General features: G+C 66.8%; 17 protein-coding genes. 13 read left to right on the top strand and 4 right to left on the bottom strand.

Annotated elements, in window-relative coordinates; all coding sequences use genetic code 11:
• A partial coding sequence (locus IHV84_RS11180) for a molybdopterin dinucleotide binding domain-containing protein (protein ID WP_304503481.1) occupies positions 1 to 1,216 on the top strand: 1,216 nt, incomplete at its 5' end.
• A 48-nt stretch (positions 1,217 to 1,264) separates the two neighbouring features.
• Positions 1,265 to 1,807 (top strand): molybdopterin-guanine dinucleotide biosynthesis protein B, encoded by a 543-nt coding sequence (gene mobB, locus IHV84_RS11175; protein WP_198846914.1) that lies wholly within the window; start codon positions 1,265 to 1,267, stop codon positions 1,805 to 1,807.
• Positions 1,808 to 1,819: 12 nt separating this feature from the next.
• Here the strand turns inward: mobB and IHV84_RS11170 are convergent, their stop codons facing one another.
• The 3 genes from IHV84_RS11170 to cobA all read right to left on the bottom strand — a co-directional run bounded on the left by IHV84_RS11170 (position 1,820) and on the right by cobA (position 4,606).
• The gene (locus IHV84_RS11170; RefSeq protein ID WP_233099955.1) at positions 1,820 to 2,161 is read right to left on the bottom strand and encodes a hypothetical protein; all 342 of its coding nucleotides are present in this window, start codon (positions 2,159 to 2,161) and stop codon (positions 1,820 to 1,822) included.
• 358 nt (positions 2,162 to 2,519) lie between these two features.
• A complete protein-coding gene (locus tag IHV84_RS11165; protein ID WP_198846913.1) occupies positions 2,520 to 3,401 on the bottom strand; it encodes a gamma-glutamyl-gamma-aminobutyrate hydrolase family protein in 882 nt (293 codons plus the stop codon).
• A gap of 329 nt (positions 3,402 to 3,730) precedes the next feature.
• Positions 3,731 to 4,606: a uroporphyrinogen-III C-methyltransferase gene (gene cobA, locus IHV84_RS11160; RefSeq protein ID WP_198846912.1), complete on the bottom strand. Its 876-nt coding sequence runs from the start codon at positions 4,604 to 4,606 to the stop codon at positions 3,731 to 3,733.
• A gap of 165 nt (positions 4,607 to 4,771) precedes the next feature.
• Here cobA and IHV84_RS11155 point away from each other — a divergent pair, with 165 nt between their 5' ends.
• The 7 genes from IHV84_RS11155 to IHV84_RS11125 are packed head-to-tail and all read left to right on the top strand — an operon-like array spanning position 4,772 to position 11,319.
• Complete coding sequence (locus IHV84_RS11155; protein WP_233099954.1) at positions 4,772 to 5,188, top strand: cytochrome c; 417 nt, start codon at positions 4,772 to 4,774, stop codon at positions 5,186 to 5,188.
• 47 nt (positions 5,189 to 5,235) lie between these two features.
• Entirely contained in the window at positions 5,236 to 6,420 is a 1,185-nt protein-coding gene (locus IHV84_RS11150; protein WP_370541254.1) for a cytochrome D1 domain-containing protein, read from the top strand.
• Between the two features lies 1 nt (position 6,421).
• Positions 6,422 to 7,516, top strand: coding sequence for an Lrp/AsnC family transcriptional regulator (locus IHV84_RS11145; RefSeq protein WP_198846910.1), 1,095 nt, complete (start codon positions 6,422 to 6,424; stop codon positions 7,514 to 7,516).
• Positions 7,503 to 8,009 (top strand): Lrp/AsnC family transcriptional regulator, encoded by a 507-nt coding sequence (locus tag IHV84_RS11140; protein ID WP_198846909.1) that lies wholly within the window; start codon positions 7,503 to 7,505, stop codon positions 8,007 to 8,009. The genes IHV84_RS11145 and IHV84_RS11140 overlap by 14 nt, the downstream gene beginning before the upstream one ends.
• The gene (locus tag IHV84_RS11135; protein WP_198846908.1) at positions 7,990 to 8,472 is read left to right on the top strand and encodes an AsnC family transcriptional regulator; all 483 of its coding nucleotides are present in this window, start codon (positions 7,990 to 7,992) and stop codon (positions 8,470 to 8,472) included. Before IHV84_RS11140 ends, IHV84_RS11135 begins: the two co-directional genes overlap by 20 nt.
• 2 nt (positions 8,473 to 8,474) lie before the next feature.
• Entirely contained in the window at positions 8,475 to 9,698 is a 1,224-nt protein-coding gene (nirJ, locus tag IHV84_RS11130) for a heme d1 biosynthesis radical SAM protein NirJ (protein ID WP_198846907.1), read from the top strand.
• Positions 9,688 to 11,319, top strand: coding sequence for a nitrite reductase (locus IHV84_RS11125; protein WP_198846906.1), 1,632 nt, complete (start codon positions 9,688 to 9,690; stop codon positions 11,317 to 11,319). The genes nirJ and IHV84_RS11125 overlap by 11 nt, the downstream gene beginning before the upstream one ends.
• 28 nt (positions 11,320 to 11,347) lie before the next feature.
• Here IHV84_RS11125 and IHV84_RS11120 read toward each other — a convergent pair whose 3' ends face one another.
• A complete protein-coding gene (locus IHV84_RS11120; RefSeq protein WP_198846905.1) occupies positions 11,348 to 12,259 on the bottom strand; it encodes a LysR substrate-binding domain-containing protein in 912 nt (303 codons plus the stop codon).
• Between the two features lie 200 nt (positions 12,260 to 12,459).
• Between IHV84_RS11120 and IHV84_RS11115 the strand changes: the two genes are divergently transcribed.
• The 4 genes from IHV84_RS11115 to IHV84_RS11100 all read left to right on the top strand — a co-directional run bounded on the left by IHV84_RS11115 (position 12,460) and on the right by IHV84_RS11100 (position 16,020).
• Positions 12,460 to 13,149, top strand: a complete 690-nt coding sequence (locus tag IHV84_RS11115; RefSeq protein ID WP_198846904.1) for a substrate-binding domain-containing protein — start codon at positions 12,460 to 12,462, stop codon at positions 13,147 to 13,149.
• 48 nt (positions 13,150 to 13,197) lie between these two features.
• Positions 13,198 to 14,232: an amidohydrolase family protein gene (locus IHV84_RS11110; RefSeq protein ID WP_198846903.1), complete on the top strand. Its 1,035-nt coding sequence runs from the start codon at positions 13,198 to 13,200 to the stop codon at positions 14,230 to 14,232.
• A 1-nt stretch (position 14,233) separates the two neighbouring features.
• Positions 14,234 to 14,917, top strand: coding sequence for a 4-carboxy-4-hydroxy-2-oxoadipate aldolase/oxaloacetate decarboxylase (gene ligK / locus IHV84_RS11105; protein ID WP_066694022.1), 684 nt, complete (start codon positions 14,234 to 14,236; stop codon positions 14,915 to 14,917).
• 104 nt (positions 14,918 to 15,021) lie between these two features.
• Positions 15,022 to 16,020, top strand: a complete 999-nt coding sequence (locus tag IHV84_RS11100; RefSeq protein ID WP_370541252.1) for a Bug family tripartite tricarboxylate transporter substrate binding protein — start codon at positions 15,022 to 15,024, stop codon at positions 16,018 to 16,020.
• Positions 16,021 to 16,050 lie beyond the last annotated feature (30 nt).

Below are 16,050 nucleotides of genomic sequence, written 5' to 3'. Positions count from 1 at the left end.
GGCAAGCGAGCGCTCAACCTTCCTTGGCCGAACGTGTTTCGAGGCCCAAAACTCGTGCCATACTTGGCCTCATGCGGTTGAATTTCCTATCCGTACCTACAGCAACGACAAGATCTATGCGATGCGCAAGGTGATCAAGCCCTTTGGCGAGAGTCTGGACGACTTCGAGATCTTCCGCCGCCTGGCCGCACTGATGGGCGTGGAATACGGGTTCACCGAGGGCAAGACGGTGATGGACATCCTCAAGGCCTCGTACGAAAAGACGAGCCAAAAGGTTCCGTTCGATCAGTTCTGGAAGGAAGGCTTGGTGCGCATCGAGGTGCCCGAGAAGATGCGCCAATGGGTGCGCCATGGCGACTTCTACACCGACCCGGCCAAGCACCCGCTGCACACCAAGTCCGGCAAGATCGAGTTGTATTGCTCGGAGATCGCCCGTTTCAATGTGCCCGATTGCCCACCGGTACCCAAGTACCTGGAACCTTCCGAGTTCCTGGGCAACGCCAAGCCCGGCCAAGTGCACGTGGTCAGCCCGCACCCGTACAACCGTGTGCATTCGCAGATGGCCCAGGCCGACGTGCGTTTTGAGCAAAACGTCAAGGGCCGCCAGCATGTGCTCATCAGCGTGGAAGACGCTGCAGACAAGGGCATCAAGAACGGTGACCTGGTGGAGTTGTCGAACAGCCGGGGCGCCCTGATTGCTGGCGCGGTGGTCACCGACAAGATCATGAAGGGCGTGGTCAGCCTGGAAGAGGGCAACTGGATCCAGCTCGACTCCAAGGGCCGGTGCAACAGCGGTGCGATCAACATGATCACCACCAGCGTGGCATCGAGCGGGTTGAGTCAGGCTACCAGCGCCAACACCTGCATTGCAGACCTCAAGCGCTGCGACGATGCCGAGTCGCCAAACCGGGCCTATGAGCCGCCCGTCATCGAACGTGCCCCGGTGCGCAAGCTGGACGTGGCCGCCCTGCAGCTCACCGAGCGTGCCGCCCGCATCAAGGGCGCCACCATGAGCCAGATGATTCCCGGCGAAAAGCTCTTCTACGAGCGCTGCACGCTGTGCCATGTACCGCGTGAACCCGGCGACTTCACCAAGAGCCAGTGGCATGGCATCACGCAGAGCATGTTCCCGCGCGCGGGCTTGAGCGACACAGAGCGCAAGCTGGTGCTGCAGTTCCTGGAGATGAACGCCAAGGATGCCGCCGTGTTGCCCTGACGGGGTGATTCGGTACGGTATCAGGCACGGCGCGCAGATGGATTGACCATGAAACTATTTGGTATCGCGGGCCATTCGGGGATGGGCAAGACCACGCTGCTGGAGCGGCTTGTCCCTGAACTGCGCGCCCGGGGGCTTTCGGTGTCGCTGATCAAGCACAGCCACAAGGACATCGAGATTGATCGCCCCGGCAAGGATTCGTACCGCCTGCGGGAGGCGGGCTGCGGCGAGGTCATGCTGCTGGGGCAGGCGCGCTGGGCCTTGATGCATGAGCTGCGTGAGCAGGTTCATCCACCACTGGAATATCTGCTATCGCGCCTTCAGTCGTGCGACTTGGTGCTGATCGAGGGATTCAAGACGGGAGATTTTCCGAAACTGGAGGTGTGGCGGCCAGCCTTGTTCAAGGCGCCGCTGGGGCCGGGCTGGCCGGGCATTGTTGCCACCGCCAGCGACGAGCCACAACGAGTGCCGCACGGCCCTGCTCTCGATTTGCATGACATACCGGCTATCGCGCAACTAGTCATGGACCGTGCGCAGCCCTGCTCGTTAGGCCCAGCGGGCCGCGCGGAGCGAAGCGCAGACTGGCCGTAACCGCTGAGCGGCTCACCCACTGTATCGCTCATTGCCACTGCTGCTGGCTGGGGAAGCGACCTGTGGCACCGAGCCCGACAGGCATCCGCACCTCGTGCAGCGGCCCGGACCTTTATGCCCGCCCATCTTGCCTTGTAGCACCTTTACAAGGTGCTGCTTGGCTTCCGCCAACTGGGCCTTGTCGGTGTCGTGCACCTTGCGGAAGAACGCCGCGCACTCGGCGGAGCCGGCGGCTTCGGCGTCTTTGATGTACTGGTCGTAGGCCATGAGGGCCTGGGCCTTGTTCTGCACCAAAGTGACCCAGTCGTAAGCCAGGTTGCCAAGAGGATGGGGATCGGTGGAATTTTCTTGCATCGGTAGCCTCCGCGTTGCGTGACAAGATTTGGAGCGCCTCGTGGTTGGCCCCGCCTCGTCAACAAAGCGGGGGCAATAAAAGAGGTGCCCCACGTTGCAAAGACCTGGGCTGCGGCGAAATCCTGAAGGAAAGCCGCCCTGAGCTTGCTCTTTCCACCGTATCGCCAACCGCTGCCGCTGGGTGCGGCGTGTTTCTATGTTGCACGCAGGACTGGGCCTACTTTGCCAAGGGGGCAGTGCAGTGCTGCCCATTGAACCTGTTCAGGTATTTTCGGGGTCGTCCGAATGGCATGGCGCGATGGTCGCCGGGTGCGGCCAACAGCCCACAGCCCATGCCAAGGGCAAGCGCGGTGCCTGATCACTCCCCGCGTTCCCTGTCCTTGCGCAGCGCGCTGCGCAGCAGGCGCGTGGCGCGGTCGCGCAACCCGGTGGGTTGGTCGCGCCGCACGGGGTGCGCTTTGGCGTGAGCGCACGCTGCCAAAAAATCGTTCAGGATGGCCGTGTCGTCCAGCGTGTCGGCCCCGAGCTTGTGAAACTCGGGGTGCCACTGGGTGGCGGCGATGTAGCCGCGGCCCGGTGCGGGTTTGACGCGGATGGCTTCGGGCACGCCGTCGGGCTCGCTCAGGGCTTCGACCACGAAGTCGGGCGCCACGCGCTTGATGCCCTGGTGGTGGATGCTGTTGACGCGGGCGCGGGGCAGGTTGGGGTAGAGCTGTGCCAGGCGCGAATCGGGCACGATCTGGATGTCGTGGAAATGCTGGTCGTAGGCCACGGCGTTGCGGTGCTGCAGTGCGCCGGGGTGCTGGGTTTCGATGTCCTGGTACAGCGCGCCGCCAAAGGCCACGTTGATGAGCTGCAGCCCCCGGCACACGCCAAAGATGGGTTTGCCCACCTCGGCAAAGGCCTTCACCAGCGCCAGGTCGTAGATGTCGCGCACGCGGTCGCCAATCCATTCCTCGCGCAGGGGTTCTTCGCCATAGTTGCCGGGCCACACATCGGCGCCGCCGTGCATGACCACGCCATCCAGCCATTCGGCGTAGTGCTGCAGGGTGACGTCGCCGCGCGCCGTCTCGCCCGTGGGGCAGGGCACCATCACCACCATGGCCCCGGCGGACATGAGCCAGTGCGCGATGGACTGCTCGACGTATTGCAGTGTTTTGTTGGTGAACAGTGGGCGGGTGGGATCCGCGTGTTGAAAGCAGGCCGACAGGCCGATCTTGAGGCGGGGTGCGTTGGGCATGGGCAGCGGGTGGGGTGCGCGGGCGGTGGGTGCGCACAGGCCAGCCTCTGTTGTAGCACCGCCCTTGCCGCAGCGGTGTAGGAAAGTGTCGGCTTTGCGCGGCGCCCGCAGGCCTTCACCCGCCCTCTGAAGGGGCTCCTTGGGTATTTGAATGAAATTGGGCTCTTCTAGCGAATGCTAGTGATGCACTCGATAAATGTCGTACGTCGAAATCGTCGTTTACAGACGTGCGGCGATTTCCATCACTACTATTCGCTAGAAGAGCCTGAAATTGGCACCTGGCGCTTATTGGGTAAGCGCTGGTAGCTATCGAAATGATAGCATTTCGGTTAGGCGGTGGCGAGCTCTTTGGTTTCCTGGGCCGTTGGCACTGTTTGCAGCACGGTGCCTGGTCGCGCCAGCAGCGGGTGCAGTTGCACCACCTGACCCACCATGATGAGGGCGGGGGGCTGGACCTTTTCGGCCACGGCCAGGGCGGGCAGGGTGGCCAGGGTGGCCGTGAGGCAGCGCTCGGTGGGCAGGGTGGCGTTTTCCACCACGGCGGCGGGGGTGTCGGCAGGCAGGCCGTGGGCGATGAGCTGGCTGCAGATGGCGGGCAGGGCGCCCACGCCCATGTAGATGACCACGGTTTGGCGGGGGCGGGCCAGCAGTTCCCAGTCCAGCCCCACGGTGCGGTCTTCGCGCAGGTGGCCGGTGGCAAACACCAGGGTGCAGGCGTGGTCGCGGTGCGTGAGCGGAATGCCCACCGACGCGCCCGCACCTTGCGCGGCGGTGATGCCGGGCACCACGTCAAAGCCAATGCCGGCCTCGGCCAGGGCCTGCACTTCCTCGCCCCCTCGGCCAAAGATGTAACCGTCGCCACCCTTCAGGCGCACCACATTGCGGCCGCTGCGCGCCAGGCGCACCATCAGCTCGATGATCTGCTCCTGCGGCAGGGTGTGACGGGATGATTCCTTGCCCACGTAGATGCGCTCGGCGCCAGGCGCAATGCAGTCCAGCACGGCAGGGCCGACCAGGTGGTCGTACAGCACCAGCGTGGCGGTCTGCAGCGCCCGGTAGGCTTTGCGGGTGAGCAGCTCCGGGTCGCCAGGGCCCGCGCCCACCAGCGTGACATGACCCACGGGGGAAACCACGGGCGCAGTGGGGCCTTCTCCTGCGGGCTGGTCTGCCGCTGCAGCGCCCGGGGCGTTGTTCTGGAAGCTCATCGTGGATCTCGTTGTGTGGTGGAAACAGGCCCGATGTTTAAACGCAATGCCCGGCCCGACCTTGACTTAGTTCAAGGTCGGCGCTTCCAACACGCGAGAGGATGCGTCCATTGAAGGCGGTTGCCGCAACCTGTGTTGCGCGCCCCACGCTCCCACGGTGACGACATGACACACATCCCCCGCTTTTTCCGGCCCGGCCCGTGGCGCGCCGCGCTGCTGCGCTGCTGCCTGCTGGGGTGGTTGGGCTGCGCGGCCGCAGGCGCTGCCCTGGCGCAGCCTGCGCCAGCGCCCGTCCCTGTCCCCGCCCCCAGTGCAGAGCGCCAAAGCGCCCTGGTGCGCATGGTGCGGCAAGACTGCGGCTCTTGCCACGGCATGCGGCTGACGGGTGGGCTGGGCCCCGCCATCACCCCCCAGGCGCTGGAGGGCAAACCCCTGCTGTCCATGGCCTCGACCATCTACGGCGGCCGCCCCGGCACCCCCATGCCGGGCTGGAGCGCCATGCTCACCCTCGAAGAAGCCCACTGGGTGGCCCAGCAGCTGGCCGAGGGCTTTCCTGAAGAATCCCGGAGACCTGCGCGATGAATCCACCCGCCTTCCAGCCCCTACAACGCCGTGGGCTGCTGACCCTGATGGCCTCGGCCCCCCTGTGGGCCAGTGGCTGCGCCGCCCTGGCCGATGGCCGCGCTGCGGAAGCATCCCCAGCCGCCCTGCGTGGCACCGGCGACCTGGGCGTGGTCATCCAGCGTGCCCGGGGCGCCATCACGGTGGTCAACACCAGCGACCGCTCGCTGCTGGGCGAAATCACCGGGCTGGGCGATCTGTCGCACGCCTCGGTAGTGTTCTCGCGCGATGGCCGCTACGCCTACGTGTTTGGCCGCGATGGCGGCCTCACGCAGGTGGACTTGCTGCGCGAACGCATCGTGCACCGCGTGATGCAGGCCGGCAACTCGATTGGCGGGGCCGTGAGTGCCGACGGCACGCTGGTGGCCGCCCAGAACTACGTGCCTGGCGGCGTAAAGGTGTTTGACGCAAAAACCCTGGAGCTGCTGGCCGACCTGCCCGCCACTTATGGAAACGGGCAGCGCTCGCGCGTTGTCGGCCTGGTGGACCTGCCTCAGCGCCGCTTTGCCTACAGCCTGTTCGATGCCGATGCGATCTGCATTGCCGATTGCTCCGACCCCACCCGCCCCCGCGTGCACACCCTCGAGGGCATTGGCCGCCAGCCGTACGACGCGCTGGTCACGCCCGATGGGCGCCACTACATCGCCGGCCTGTTCGGTGAAGACGGCCTGGCCATGGTGGACCTGTGGGAACCCCAGCCCAAGGTGAGGCGCATTCTGGCCGGTTACGGCCGGGGCCAGCAGCCGCTGCCGGTTTACAAGATGCCGCACCTGCGCGGCTGGGCCGTGGCCGGGCGCCACGCCTACCTGCCCGCCATTGGCCGCCACGAGGTGCTGGTGGTGGACACCACCACCTGGCAAGAGGTGGGGCGTATCCCCGTGGCGGGCCAGCCCGTGTTCGTGATGGCCCGGCCCGATGGCCGCCAGGTGTGGGTGAACTTTGCCGTGCCCGACTACGACCGGGTGCAGGTGATCGACACCCCCAGCCAGCGCGTGGTGGACACGCTGCGGCCCGGCAAGGCCGTGCTGCACATGGAATTCACGCCCCGCGGCGACGCGGTGTGGATCAGCTGCCGCGACGACCACCTGGTGCGCGTCATCGACACTGCCACGCGCCAGACTCTGGCCACGCTGGCGGTGGACGCCCCCAGCGGCATCTTCTTCACCGCGCGCGCTCAGCGCATGGGGTTCTGACATGCAGGCCGTGCCCGACCCCGCTGCGCCTGCCCTGGGCAGCACCGGTTTCCAACCCAGCCCCGCGCAGCGCCTGTCGCTGCTCAACGCGTGGCAGCGCGGCTTTCCGCTGTGCGACGAGCCCTTTGCCGTGGTGGGCGCGGCGCTGGATTTATCTGCAGCGCAGGTGCTGCAGGCCTACCGCCAGCTGTCGCGCGAAGGCGCGCTCAGCCGCATTGGGGCGGTGTTTGCGCCGGGCAGCGGCGGGGCCTCCATCCTCTCGGCCATGGCGGTGCCGCCCGAGCGGCTGGAAGCCGTTGCCGCCGTGGTGTCGGCCCACCCGGGCGTTAACCACAACTACGAACGGGAGAATGCCTACAACCTGTGGTTCGTGGTCACCGGCCCCAGCGCCGCCCAGGTGGAATGCACCATCGTCAGCCTGGAGGCGGACACCGGCCTCACGGCCCTGCGTCTGCCCATGCTGCAGCCCTATCGGATCGACCTGGCGTTTGACCTCTCGTCCGAGCTGACCACCGGCCCGCAACACGCCGCCCAGGCGGCCAGCTGCGCCCTGCAGCCCCCGCAGGTGGCGCCCCGCGCCCAGCTGGCTGATGCCGACTGGCCCCTGGCGGCCTTGGCCGAAGCGGGCCTGCCCCTGGTGGCCCAGCCCTATGCCCAGTGGGCGCAGGCCCTGGACACCACCGCCGCGCAGGTGCAGGCCACCTTGCAGCAGTGGCTGCACACCGGCGTGCTCAGCCGCTTTGGCGTGGTGGTGCGCCACCACGAGCTGGGCTTTGCCGCCAATGCCATGACGGTGCTGGATGTGCCCGACGACGAGGTAGACGCCGCCGGCTGCGCCCTGGCCGCCCAGCCTGGCGTGACGCTGGCCTACCGCCGCGCCCGCGCGCCCGGCTGGCGCTACAACCTGTATTGCATGGTGCACGGCGCCCATCGGCAGGCGGTGGAGCAGGTGGTGGCCAGCGCCCTGGAGCGCAGCGGCCTGGCCCACCAGCCCCACGCCGTGCTGTTTTCGCGCCGCCGTTTCAAGCAGACGGGCGGGCGCCGGTTTGCCGCCGCAGCACCCACCGCGCAAGGAGTGGCCCATGCCCTGCCTTGAAGACCTGCGGCTCATGGCCTACCTGCACGGCGGCTTTCCGCTGGTGGACGCGCCCTACGCCGCCGTGGCCCAGGCGCTGGGCACCACCGAGCAGGACGTGCTGCAACGGTTGCAGCGTTTGCTGGATGACGGCTACCTCACCCGCTTTGGCCCGCTGTTCCAGATCGAACGCGCAGGCGGGCAGTTTGTGCTGGCCGCGCTGTCAGCCCCCGAAGCGCAATATGACGCCGTGACTGCACAGGTCAACGCCCTGCCCGAGGTGGCCCACAACTACCGGCGTGAACACGCGCTGAACATGTGGTTTGTGGTGGCCGCTGAGTCGCCCGCGCAGGCCACCGAGGTGCTGCAGCGCATTGAGAGCGCCACGGGCCTGAAAGTGCACGCCTTTCCGAAAGAGCGCGAATACCGCGTGGAGCTGCGCCTGCCGCTGCTGCCCCCCGGCGAAACGCTGCCCCCACCGCTGGAGGTGCCCCATGGCGCTGGATGCGTTTGACCGCGCGCTGATCGCCGCCACCCAGGCCGGCCTGCCCCTGGTGCCCCGCCCGTACGACGCCGTGGGCGCCACCCTGGGCGTGAGCGGCGAGCGCGTGCGCCAGCGGCTGGCCGAGATGCTGCACACCGGCCTGGTGCGCCGCATTGGCGCGGTGCCCCACCACTACAAGCTGGGCTTTACCGCCAACGGCATGAGCGTGTGGGACGTGGCCGATGCCGAGGTGGATGCCCTGGCCCGCCAGGTGGCCCAGCTGCCCGGCGTGAGCCACTGCTACCTGCGCCCGCGCAGCCTGCCGGTGTGGCCCTACAACCTGTTCGCCATGCTGCACGGGCGCAGCCGCGACGAGGTGGCCGAACAGGCCGCCCAACTTGCCCAACTGCTGGGGCCGCACTGCCGCCAGCACGACATTCTGTATTCCAGTGCGGTGCTCAAAAAAACAGGCCTGCGCCTGAAGGAAGACTGACCATGTTTCGCATCAGCCAATACATGCGCGAGCTGGCAAAAGCCGAGGCCACAGGCCAATACCCCGTGGTGCGCGACCGCAAGGCCACCGGCCCGGTCGTGATCTGGAACCTGATCCGCCGCTGCAACCTCACCTGCAAGCATTGCTATGCCCTGTCGGCCGACCACGACTATGCGGGCGAGCTGGGCACGCAAGAGGTTTATACGGTGATGGACGACCTGCGCGCTTTCGGCGTGCCCGTGCTCATCCTCTCGGGCGGCGAGCCCTTGATGCGCCCCGACCTGTTCGACATTGCCGCGCGCGCGCAGGGCATGGGCTTTTACATCGGCCTGTCTACCAACGGCACGCTGATTGACGAGCCCATGGCCGACCGCGTGACCGCTGCCGGTTTTGACTACGTGGGCATCAGCCTGGACGGCCTCAAGCCCACGCACGACAAATTCCGCCGGCTCGACGGCGCTTTTGATCGCAGCCTGGCGGCCGTGCGCTTCTTGGGCGCGCGGGGCGTGAAGGTGGGCCTGCGTTTCACCATGACGTCGATGAACGCGCACGACCTGCCCGCGCTGCTGGCGCTGATGCGCGAAGAGGGCGCGCAGAAGTTCTACTTCTCGCACCTCAACTACGCCGGGCGCGGCAACATCCACCGGGGCAAGGACGCGCATTTCACCGCCACCCGCGAGGCGCTGGACCTGTTGTTCGAACGCGCCTGGCAAGCCGCACTGGACGGGCTGGACGAAGACTACGTGACCGGCAACAACGATGCCGATGGTGCCTACCTGCTGCAGTGGGTGCAGCGGCGCCTGCCCCGCTGGCACGCCGATCTGCGCGCGCGCCTGCAGGCCTGGGGCGGCAACTCCAGCGGCGTCAACGTGGCCAACATCGACAACCTGGGCCATGTGCACCCCGACACCATGTGGTGGCACCACGACCTGGGCAGCGTGCGCGAGCGGCCGTTCTCGGCCATCTGGGCTGACACCAGCGACCCGCTCATGGCCGGCCTCAAGGCCCACCCCCGGCCGGTGGAAGGCCGCTGCGCGCAATGCCGCTACTTCAGCCTGTGCGGGGGCAACACCCGCGTGCGCGCCCAGCAGCTCACCGGCAACCCCTGGGCTTCTGACCCCGGCTGCTACCTGACGGACGAAGAAACCGGCACCGAGCACCTGGCCGTGGCCGAACCTGCGGCCCCGCACCCCGTGCACTTCATGGAGGTGAGCCATGCGCAGTAACCGCCTGACCCGCACCGTGCGCGTGCTGGCCCTGTGCGCTGCGGGCCTGCTGGCCGCTTCAGGGGCCGCGCTGGCGCAGACTTCTGCGCCCGCCACCGCCTCCACCGCTGCGGTGCCTGATGCTCCTGCCCTGTACCAGCAGCACTGCGCCGCGTGCCACGCGCCCCAGCGCACCGGCGCCATGGGCCCGGCCCTGCTGCCCGAAAGCCTGGAGCGCGTGCGCCCCGCCGAGGTGCTGCGCGTGATTGGCCAGGGCCGCACCGCCACGCAAATGCCCGGCTTTGCTGGCACGCTGAGCGCCCCCGAAATCCAGGCCCTGGCGCAGTGGGTGCGCAGCCCGGTGCAACCCGCGCCCACCTGGGGCGATGACGACATTCGCGCATCGCGTGTGGTCACCCCCGCACCGGCCGATGAGCCCGCCAAGCCCGTGTGGTCTGCCGACCCCATGAACCTGTTTTTGGTGGTGGAGGGGGGCGACCACCATGTCTCGCTGCTCGATGGGGACAAGTTCGAAGTCATCACCCGCTTTGCCAGCCGCTACGCCCTGCATGGTGGCCCCAAGTTCACGCCCGACGGGCGCTATGTGTTCTTCGGTTCGCGCGATGGCTGGATCACCAAGTACGACCTGTGGCGCCTGCGCGTCGTGGCCGAGGTGCGTGCGGGCCTGAACATGCGCAACGTGGCGGTGAGCGGCGATGGCCGCTGGGTGATGGCCGCCAACTACCTGCCGCGCAACGCCGTGCTGTTCGATGCCGACCTGAACCTGGTGCGCAACTACCCCGCCACCTCGCTCGATGGCAAGCAGGCCTCGCGCGTGTCGGCGGTGTACGACGCCACGCCGCGCCGCAGCTTTGTGGTGGCCCTCAAGGACGTGCCCGAGCTGTGGGAGATTTCGTACGACCCGGCGGCCGAGCCCATCCATGACGGCTATGTGCACGACTACCGCATGGGCGAGTCGATTGCCAAGCCGGGCTTCCAGGGCGTGCGCCGCACCCCGCTGGAGGAGCCGCTGGACGACTTCTTCTTCGACCAGACCTACACCTACGTGCTGGGTGCGACGCGGCCCCGCCAGTCTGCACAAGCCGAAGGTGCCACCGCCCAGGTGGTGAACCTGAACATCCGCCGCAAGGTGGCCGACCTGCCCATTGCCGGTATGCCGCACCTGGGCTCGGGCATCACCTTTGCCTGGAACGGCACCACCGTGCTGGCCAGCCCCAACCTGCAGGGGGGCGCCATTGACGTGGTGGACATGAAGAGCTGGAAGCCCGTGCGCACCATTGCCACGCCCGGCCCCGGCTTCTTCATGCGCAGCCACGAGAACACGCCGTTTGCCTGGACCGATTCGATGATGAGCCCCACGGGCAAAGACACCCTCACCATCATCGACAAGCGCACGCTGGAGGTGGTGGCCAAGGTGCGCGAGCCGGGCAAGACACTGGCGCACATCGAGTTCACCAAAGACGGGCGCTACGCCCTGGCCAGCGTGTGGGAGATGGACGGCGCCGTGGTGGTGTTCGACGCGCAGACCTTCAAGGAAGTCAAGCGCCTGCCCATGAGCAAGCCCGTGGGCAAGTACAACGTGTGGAACAAGATCACGCGCAGCGAGGGCACCTCGCACTAGCCTCCTTGGCGTGCGCTGCCAGTCGCACTCAGCGCGGCTGGAACACCGCCGCGGCTGTTCTGCGAACCAGATCGAGTGCGGCCTTTTGCACCTGGGTGGATGGCCGCTGCAGGCTGGTGGCCAGCGACAGCGCAATGCGCAGCGGTGGCGTGCCAATGGCCTGCGCGGTGTAGGCCGAGGGGCGTGGCGAGTTGAGCAGCGCGTTGCGCGACAGCACGGCGCAGCCTGCGCCATTGGCCACCAGGTCGAGGATGGCAGACACGCCGTCAATCTCCAGCGCCACCTGCGGGGTGCAGCCAATCTGGGCCATTTCTGATTCCACATGCATGCGGATCGCATTCGGCCGGGTGGGGATGACCAGGGGCAGTTGGGCCACCTCGCTCAGTGCGATGGGGCCGGGCGGCGGGTCTTCCAGCAGGCCTGGCGGGCGGGCCCGCACCAGCACCAGGTCTTCGTCAAGCAGGTGCGCCACATCGGTCTCGCGCGAGGGCTGGGCGTTGTAGAGCACCACCAGGTCCAGGTGGCCGCTGTTCAGCCCGCCCAGAATGGCGCCCGACAAGCCTTCGCTGATGGACAGGCGCACCTCGGGTAGCTCGTTGCGGAAGGCGCGGGTCAGCGGCACCGTCATCACGCGCGCCACGCTGGTGGGCAGGCCAATGGCCACGCGCCCGGCCAGCGCTCCGCGCACCCGGCCCAGCTCTTCGCGTGCCCGCTCCACCTGGTGCAGGATGCCGCGCCCATGCTCCAGCAGCAGCTTGCCGGCCTCGGTGGGAATGGCGCCGCGCCCGTTGCGCACCAGAAGGTTCTGGCGCAGCTCCACCTCCAGCAGGCGCACCTGGCGGCTCAGGGCGGGCTGGGCAATGTTCAGCACGACGGCAGCCCGGGTAAAGCTGCCCAGCTCTGCCACGCGCACAAAGTATTCGATCTGTTTCAAGTCCATGGGGCTCTCCCGGTAGGCTGCGGCGGGTCGGCAGCTATGGTTATTGGAATATCTGCCATTTGGCCATCACAGAATGGTATATCTGGTAGTGGCTTGGCATGCTGTCGCACGGGCCGCGCCATGACCACAATCAAGCCTTTTCACGGGTCAGGCAGGCGCCGCAGCGCCTACTCCGGCCGCACCGCATCCACAGGAGACGCATGGCTACCCCCCTCCAAGGCATTTCGTCCATGGCCACCCGCCAGGTGCTGGCAGAGCTGGTGGCCGCCTATGCGCAGCAATCGGCCGACCCGGTGCACATCGAATCCGTAGGCGGGGTGGATGCCGCCCGGCGCGTGCAGGCGGGTGAGGCGTTTGACGTGGTCATCCTCGCCTCGGACGCCATCGACAAGCTCGCGGCCTCGGGCCATGTGCGGGCGGGCAGCAAGGTTGATCTGGTGCATTCCGGCGTGGCCGTGGCAGTGCGCGAAGGCGCCCCCGTGCCCGACCTGGCCTCGGAAGACGCCGTGCGTCGCGCGGTGCTGGCGGCCCGCAGCCTCAGCTATTCCACCGGCCCCAGCGGTGTGGCGCTGGCCCGGCTGTTCGAGCGCTGGGGCATTGCGCAAGAAATTGCGCCCCGCATTGTTCAGGCCCCACCGGGCGTGCCCGTGGGCACGCTGGTGGCGCGCGGCGAGGTGGAGCTGGGCTTTCAGCAGCTGAGTGAATTGCTGCACGTGCCAGGCATCACGCTGGCCGGGCCGCTGCCAGAGCCCATCCAGATCACCACCACGTTCTCGGGCGCGGTGGCCACAGCCGCCGCCCAGCCCGCGGCCGCGCAGGCGCTGCTGGCGTTCATGGCGTCCCCGCAGGCGGCGCCCGCCAAACGCCGCCAGGGCATGGAGCCCGCTTAGCCGCGCGCCGACCTGATATACCGATTCCAAGCATCCAAGGAGCCCTTCATGAGCCTCATCATCGACTGCCACGGCCACTACACCACGGCCCCCAAGGCGCTGGAGAACTGGCGCAACGCGCAGATCGCTGGCATCCAAGACCCCGCAGCCATGCCCAAAGTGGCGGACCTGAAGATCAGCGACGACGAACTGCGCGAGTCCATCGAGACCAACCAGCTCAAGCTGATGAAAGAGCGCGGCAGCGACATCACGCTGTTCAGCCCGCGTGCCAGCTTCATGGCCCACCACATCGGTGACTTCAATGTGTCCAGCACCTGGGCTGCTATCTGCAACGAGCTGTGCTACCGCGTCTCCACGCTGTTCCCCGACCACTTCGTGCCCGTGGCCATGCTGCCGCAAAGCCCCGGCGTCGATCCGGTCACCTGCATTCCCGAGCTGGAAAAGTGCGTGAAGGAATATGGCGCCGTCGGCATCAACCTGAACCCCGACCCCTCCGGCGGCCACTGGACCAGCCCGCCGCTGACCGACAAGCGCTGGTACCCCATCTACGAAAAGATGGTGGAGTACGACCTGCCCGCCATGATCCACGTGAGCACCAGCTGCAATGCGTGCTTTCACACCACTGGCGCGCACTACCTGAATGCTGACACCACGGCCTTCATGCAGCTCATCCAGGGTGATCTGTTCAAGGACTTCCCCACGCTCAAGTTCCTGATTCCGCACGGCGGCGGCGCGGTGCCCTACCACTGGGGCCGCTTCCGGGGCCTGGCGCAGGAGATGAAGAAGCCCCTGCTGCAAGAGCACCTGCTGAACAACGTGTACTTCGACACCTGCGTGTACCACCAGCCCGGCATTGACTTGCTCAACACCGTGATCCCGGTGAAGAACGTGCTGTTTGCCAGCGAAATGATCGGCGCGGTGCGCGGCATCGACCCCACCACCGGTCACTACTACGACGACACCAAGCGCTACATCGAGGCCAGCACCCTTCTGAGCGCTGACGACAAGCACCAGATCTACGAAGCCAACACGCGCCGCGTGTTCTCCCGACTCGATTCACGCCTGAAAGCAAAGGGGCTCTGACATGTACGAACTGGGCGTTGTCTACCGCAACATCACCCGCGCCGACCGCGCAGCCGCCGATGGCCTCGCAGCCCTGGGCTCTGCCACCGTGCACGAGGCCATGGGCCGCGTGGGCCTGCTCAAGCCCTACATGCGCCCCATCCAGAGTGGCGTGCAGGTCAGCGGCACGGCCGTGACGGTGCTGCTGCACCCCGGCGACAACTGGATGATGCATGTGGTGGCCGAGCAGATCCAGCCCGGCGACATCGTGGTGGCCGCCATCACCGCCGAGTGCACCGATGGCTACTTTGGCGACCTGCTGGCCACATCCTTCCAGGCGCGTGGCGCACGGGCGCTCATCATCGATGCCGGTGTGCGCGATGTGAAGACCCTCAACGAAATGAATTTTCCGGTGTGGAGCAAGTGCATTTCCAGCAAGGGCTGCATCAAGGAAACCCTGGGCTCGGTGAACATCCCTGTGGTGTGCGCCGGCATGCTGGTCACGCCGGGCGATGTGATCGTGGCAGACGATGACGGCATTGTGTGCGTGCCCGCTGCCCGGGCGGTACAGACGCTGGAAGCTGCGCAGAAGCGCGAGAGCTTGGAAGGCGAAAAGCGCGCCAAGCTGGCCAGCGGCGTGCTGGGGCTGGACATGTACAAGATGCGCGAGCCACTGGAAAAGAAGGGCCTGCGCTACATCGACTGACCTGTCTGTCTGCAAGCAATTTCAAGTAAAAAAGGCCTGTAGCGCTTATGAATAAAGCGCAAGCAGCTATCAAATTAATAGTAATTACATCAAGGAGACATCCCGTGGCAACTTTCGCAACCCTGAACCGCCGCACCGCCGCCCTGGCTGTGGGCCTGGCCGCCACCCTGGGGCTGGCGCCCCAGTGGGCCGCCGCGCAGCAGTTCCCCACCAAGCCTGTGCGCATCATCACCCCCTTCCCGGTGGGCGGCGGCCCCGATGGCGTGGCGCGTCTGGTGGCTGACAAGCTCTCCAAAACCTGGGGCCAGTCGGTGGTGGTGGAAAACCGCCCCGGCGGCAACGGCTTCATTGCAATCGATGCCTTCAAGCGCGGCGCCAAGGACGGGCATGACCTTATCGTGCTCGACAACGTGCACCTGGCCGCCTACCCCAGCCTGTTCAAGAAGCTGCCCTACGACACGGCCAAGGATTTCGACACCCTGCTGCCGCTGTTTCGCACCTACTTCTTCTTCACCGTGGGCACCAACAGCCCCTACAAGACCGTGGCTGACGTGGTGGCCGACGCCAAGGCGCGCCCTGGCAAGCTCAACTACGGCTCGTGGTCGGTGGGTAACCCGGTGCACCTGGGCTCTGAGCTGTTCGAGAGCATGACCGGCACGCAGATGGAGCATGTGATCTTTAAGGAGACCACGCAGCTCTACACCTCGGTTTCCACAGGCGATATCAACTTTGCGATGGGCAGCGCCGCCACTGCGGGCCCGCTGTACCGCGCTGGCAAGCTGCGCCTGCTGGCCCTGGCCGCGCCCCAGCGCTCGCCCGAGTTCCCCGACGTGCCCACCGTGGCCGAATCCGGCGGCCCCAAGGACTTTGCCGTGACCGGCTGGAACGCCATTGCCGTGCCGCCCGGCCTGCCCGCTGCCGTCACCGACAAGATCAAGCGCGACATCGAGCAGGCCCTGACCGGCCCCGATGTGACGGAGAAGTTCAAGACCTTTGGCTACGAACCCTTCCCCACCACGCGTGCGCAGTTCGACCAGTTCGTCAAGGACGAAGCCAAGCGCTTTGGCGACGTGATCCGCCAAGCCAACGTCTCGCTCGACTGACCTGCGAGCCGGCAAGAATCCAAGGAGCAC

Origin of the sequence: Acidovorax sp. IB03, from assembly GCF_016406015.1 — a bacterium.
GTDB lineage: Bacteria > Pseudomonadota > Gammaproteobacteria > Burkholderiales > Burkholderiaceae_C > Acidovorax > Acidovorax temperans.
This window is presented reverse-complemented; position numbering and strand designations above follow the sequence as displayed.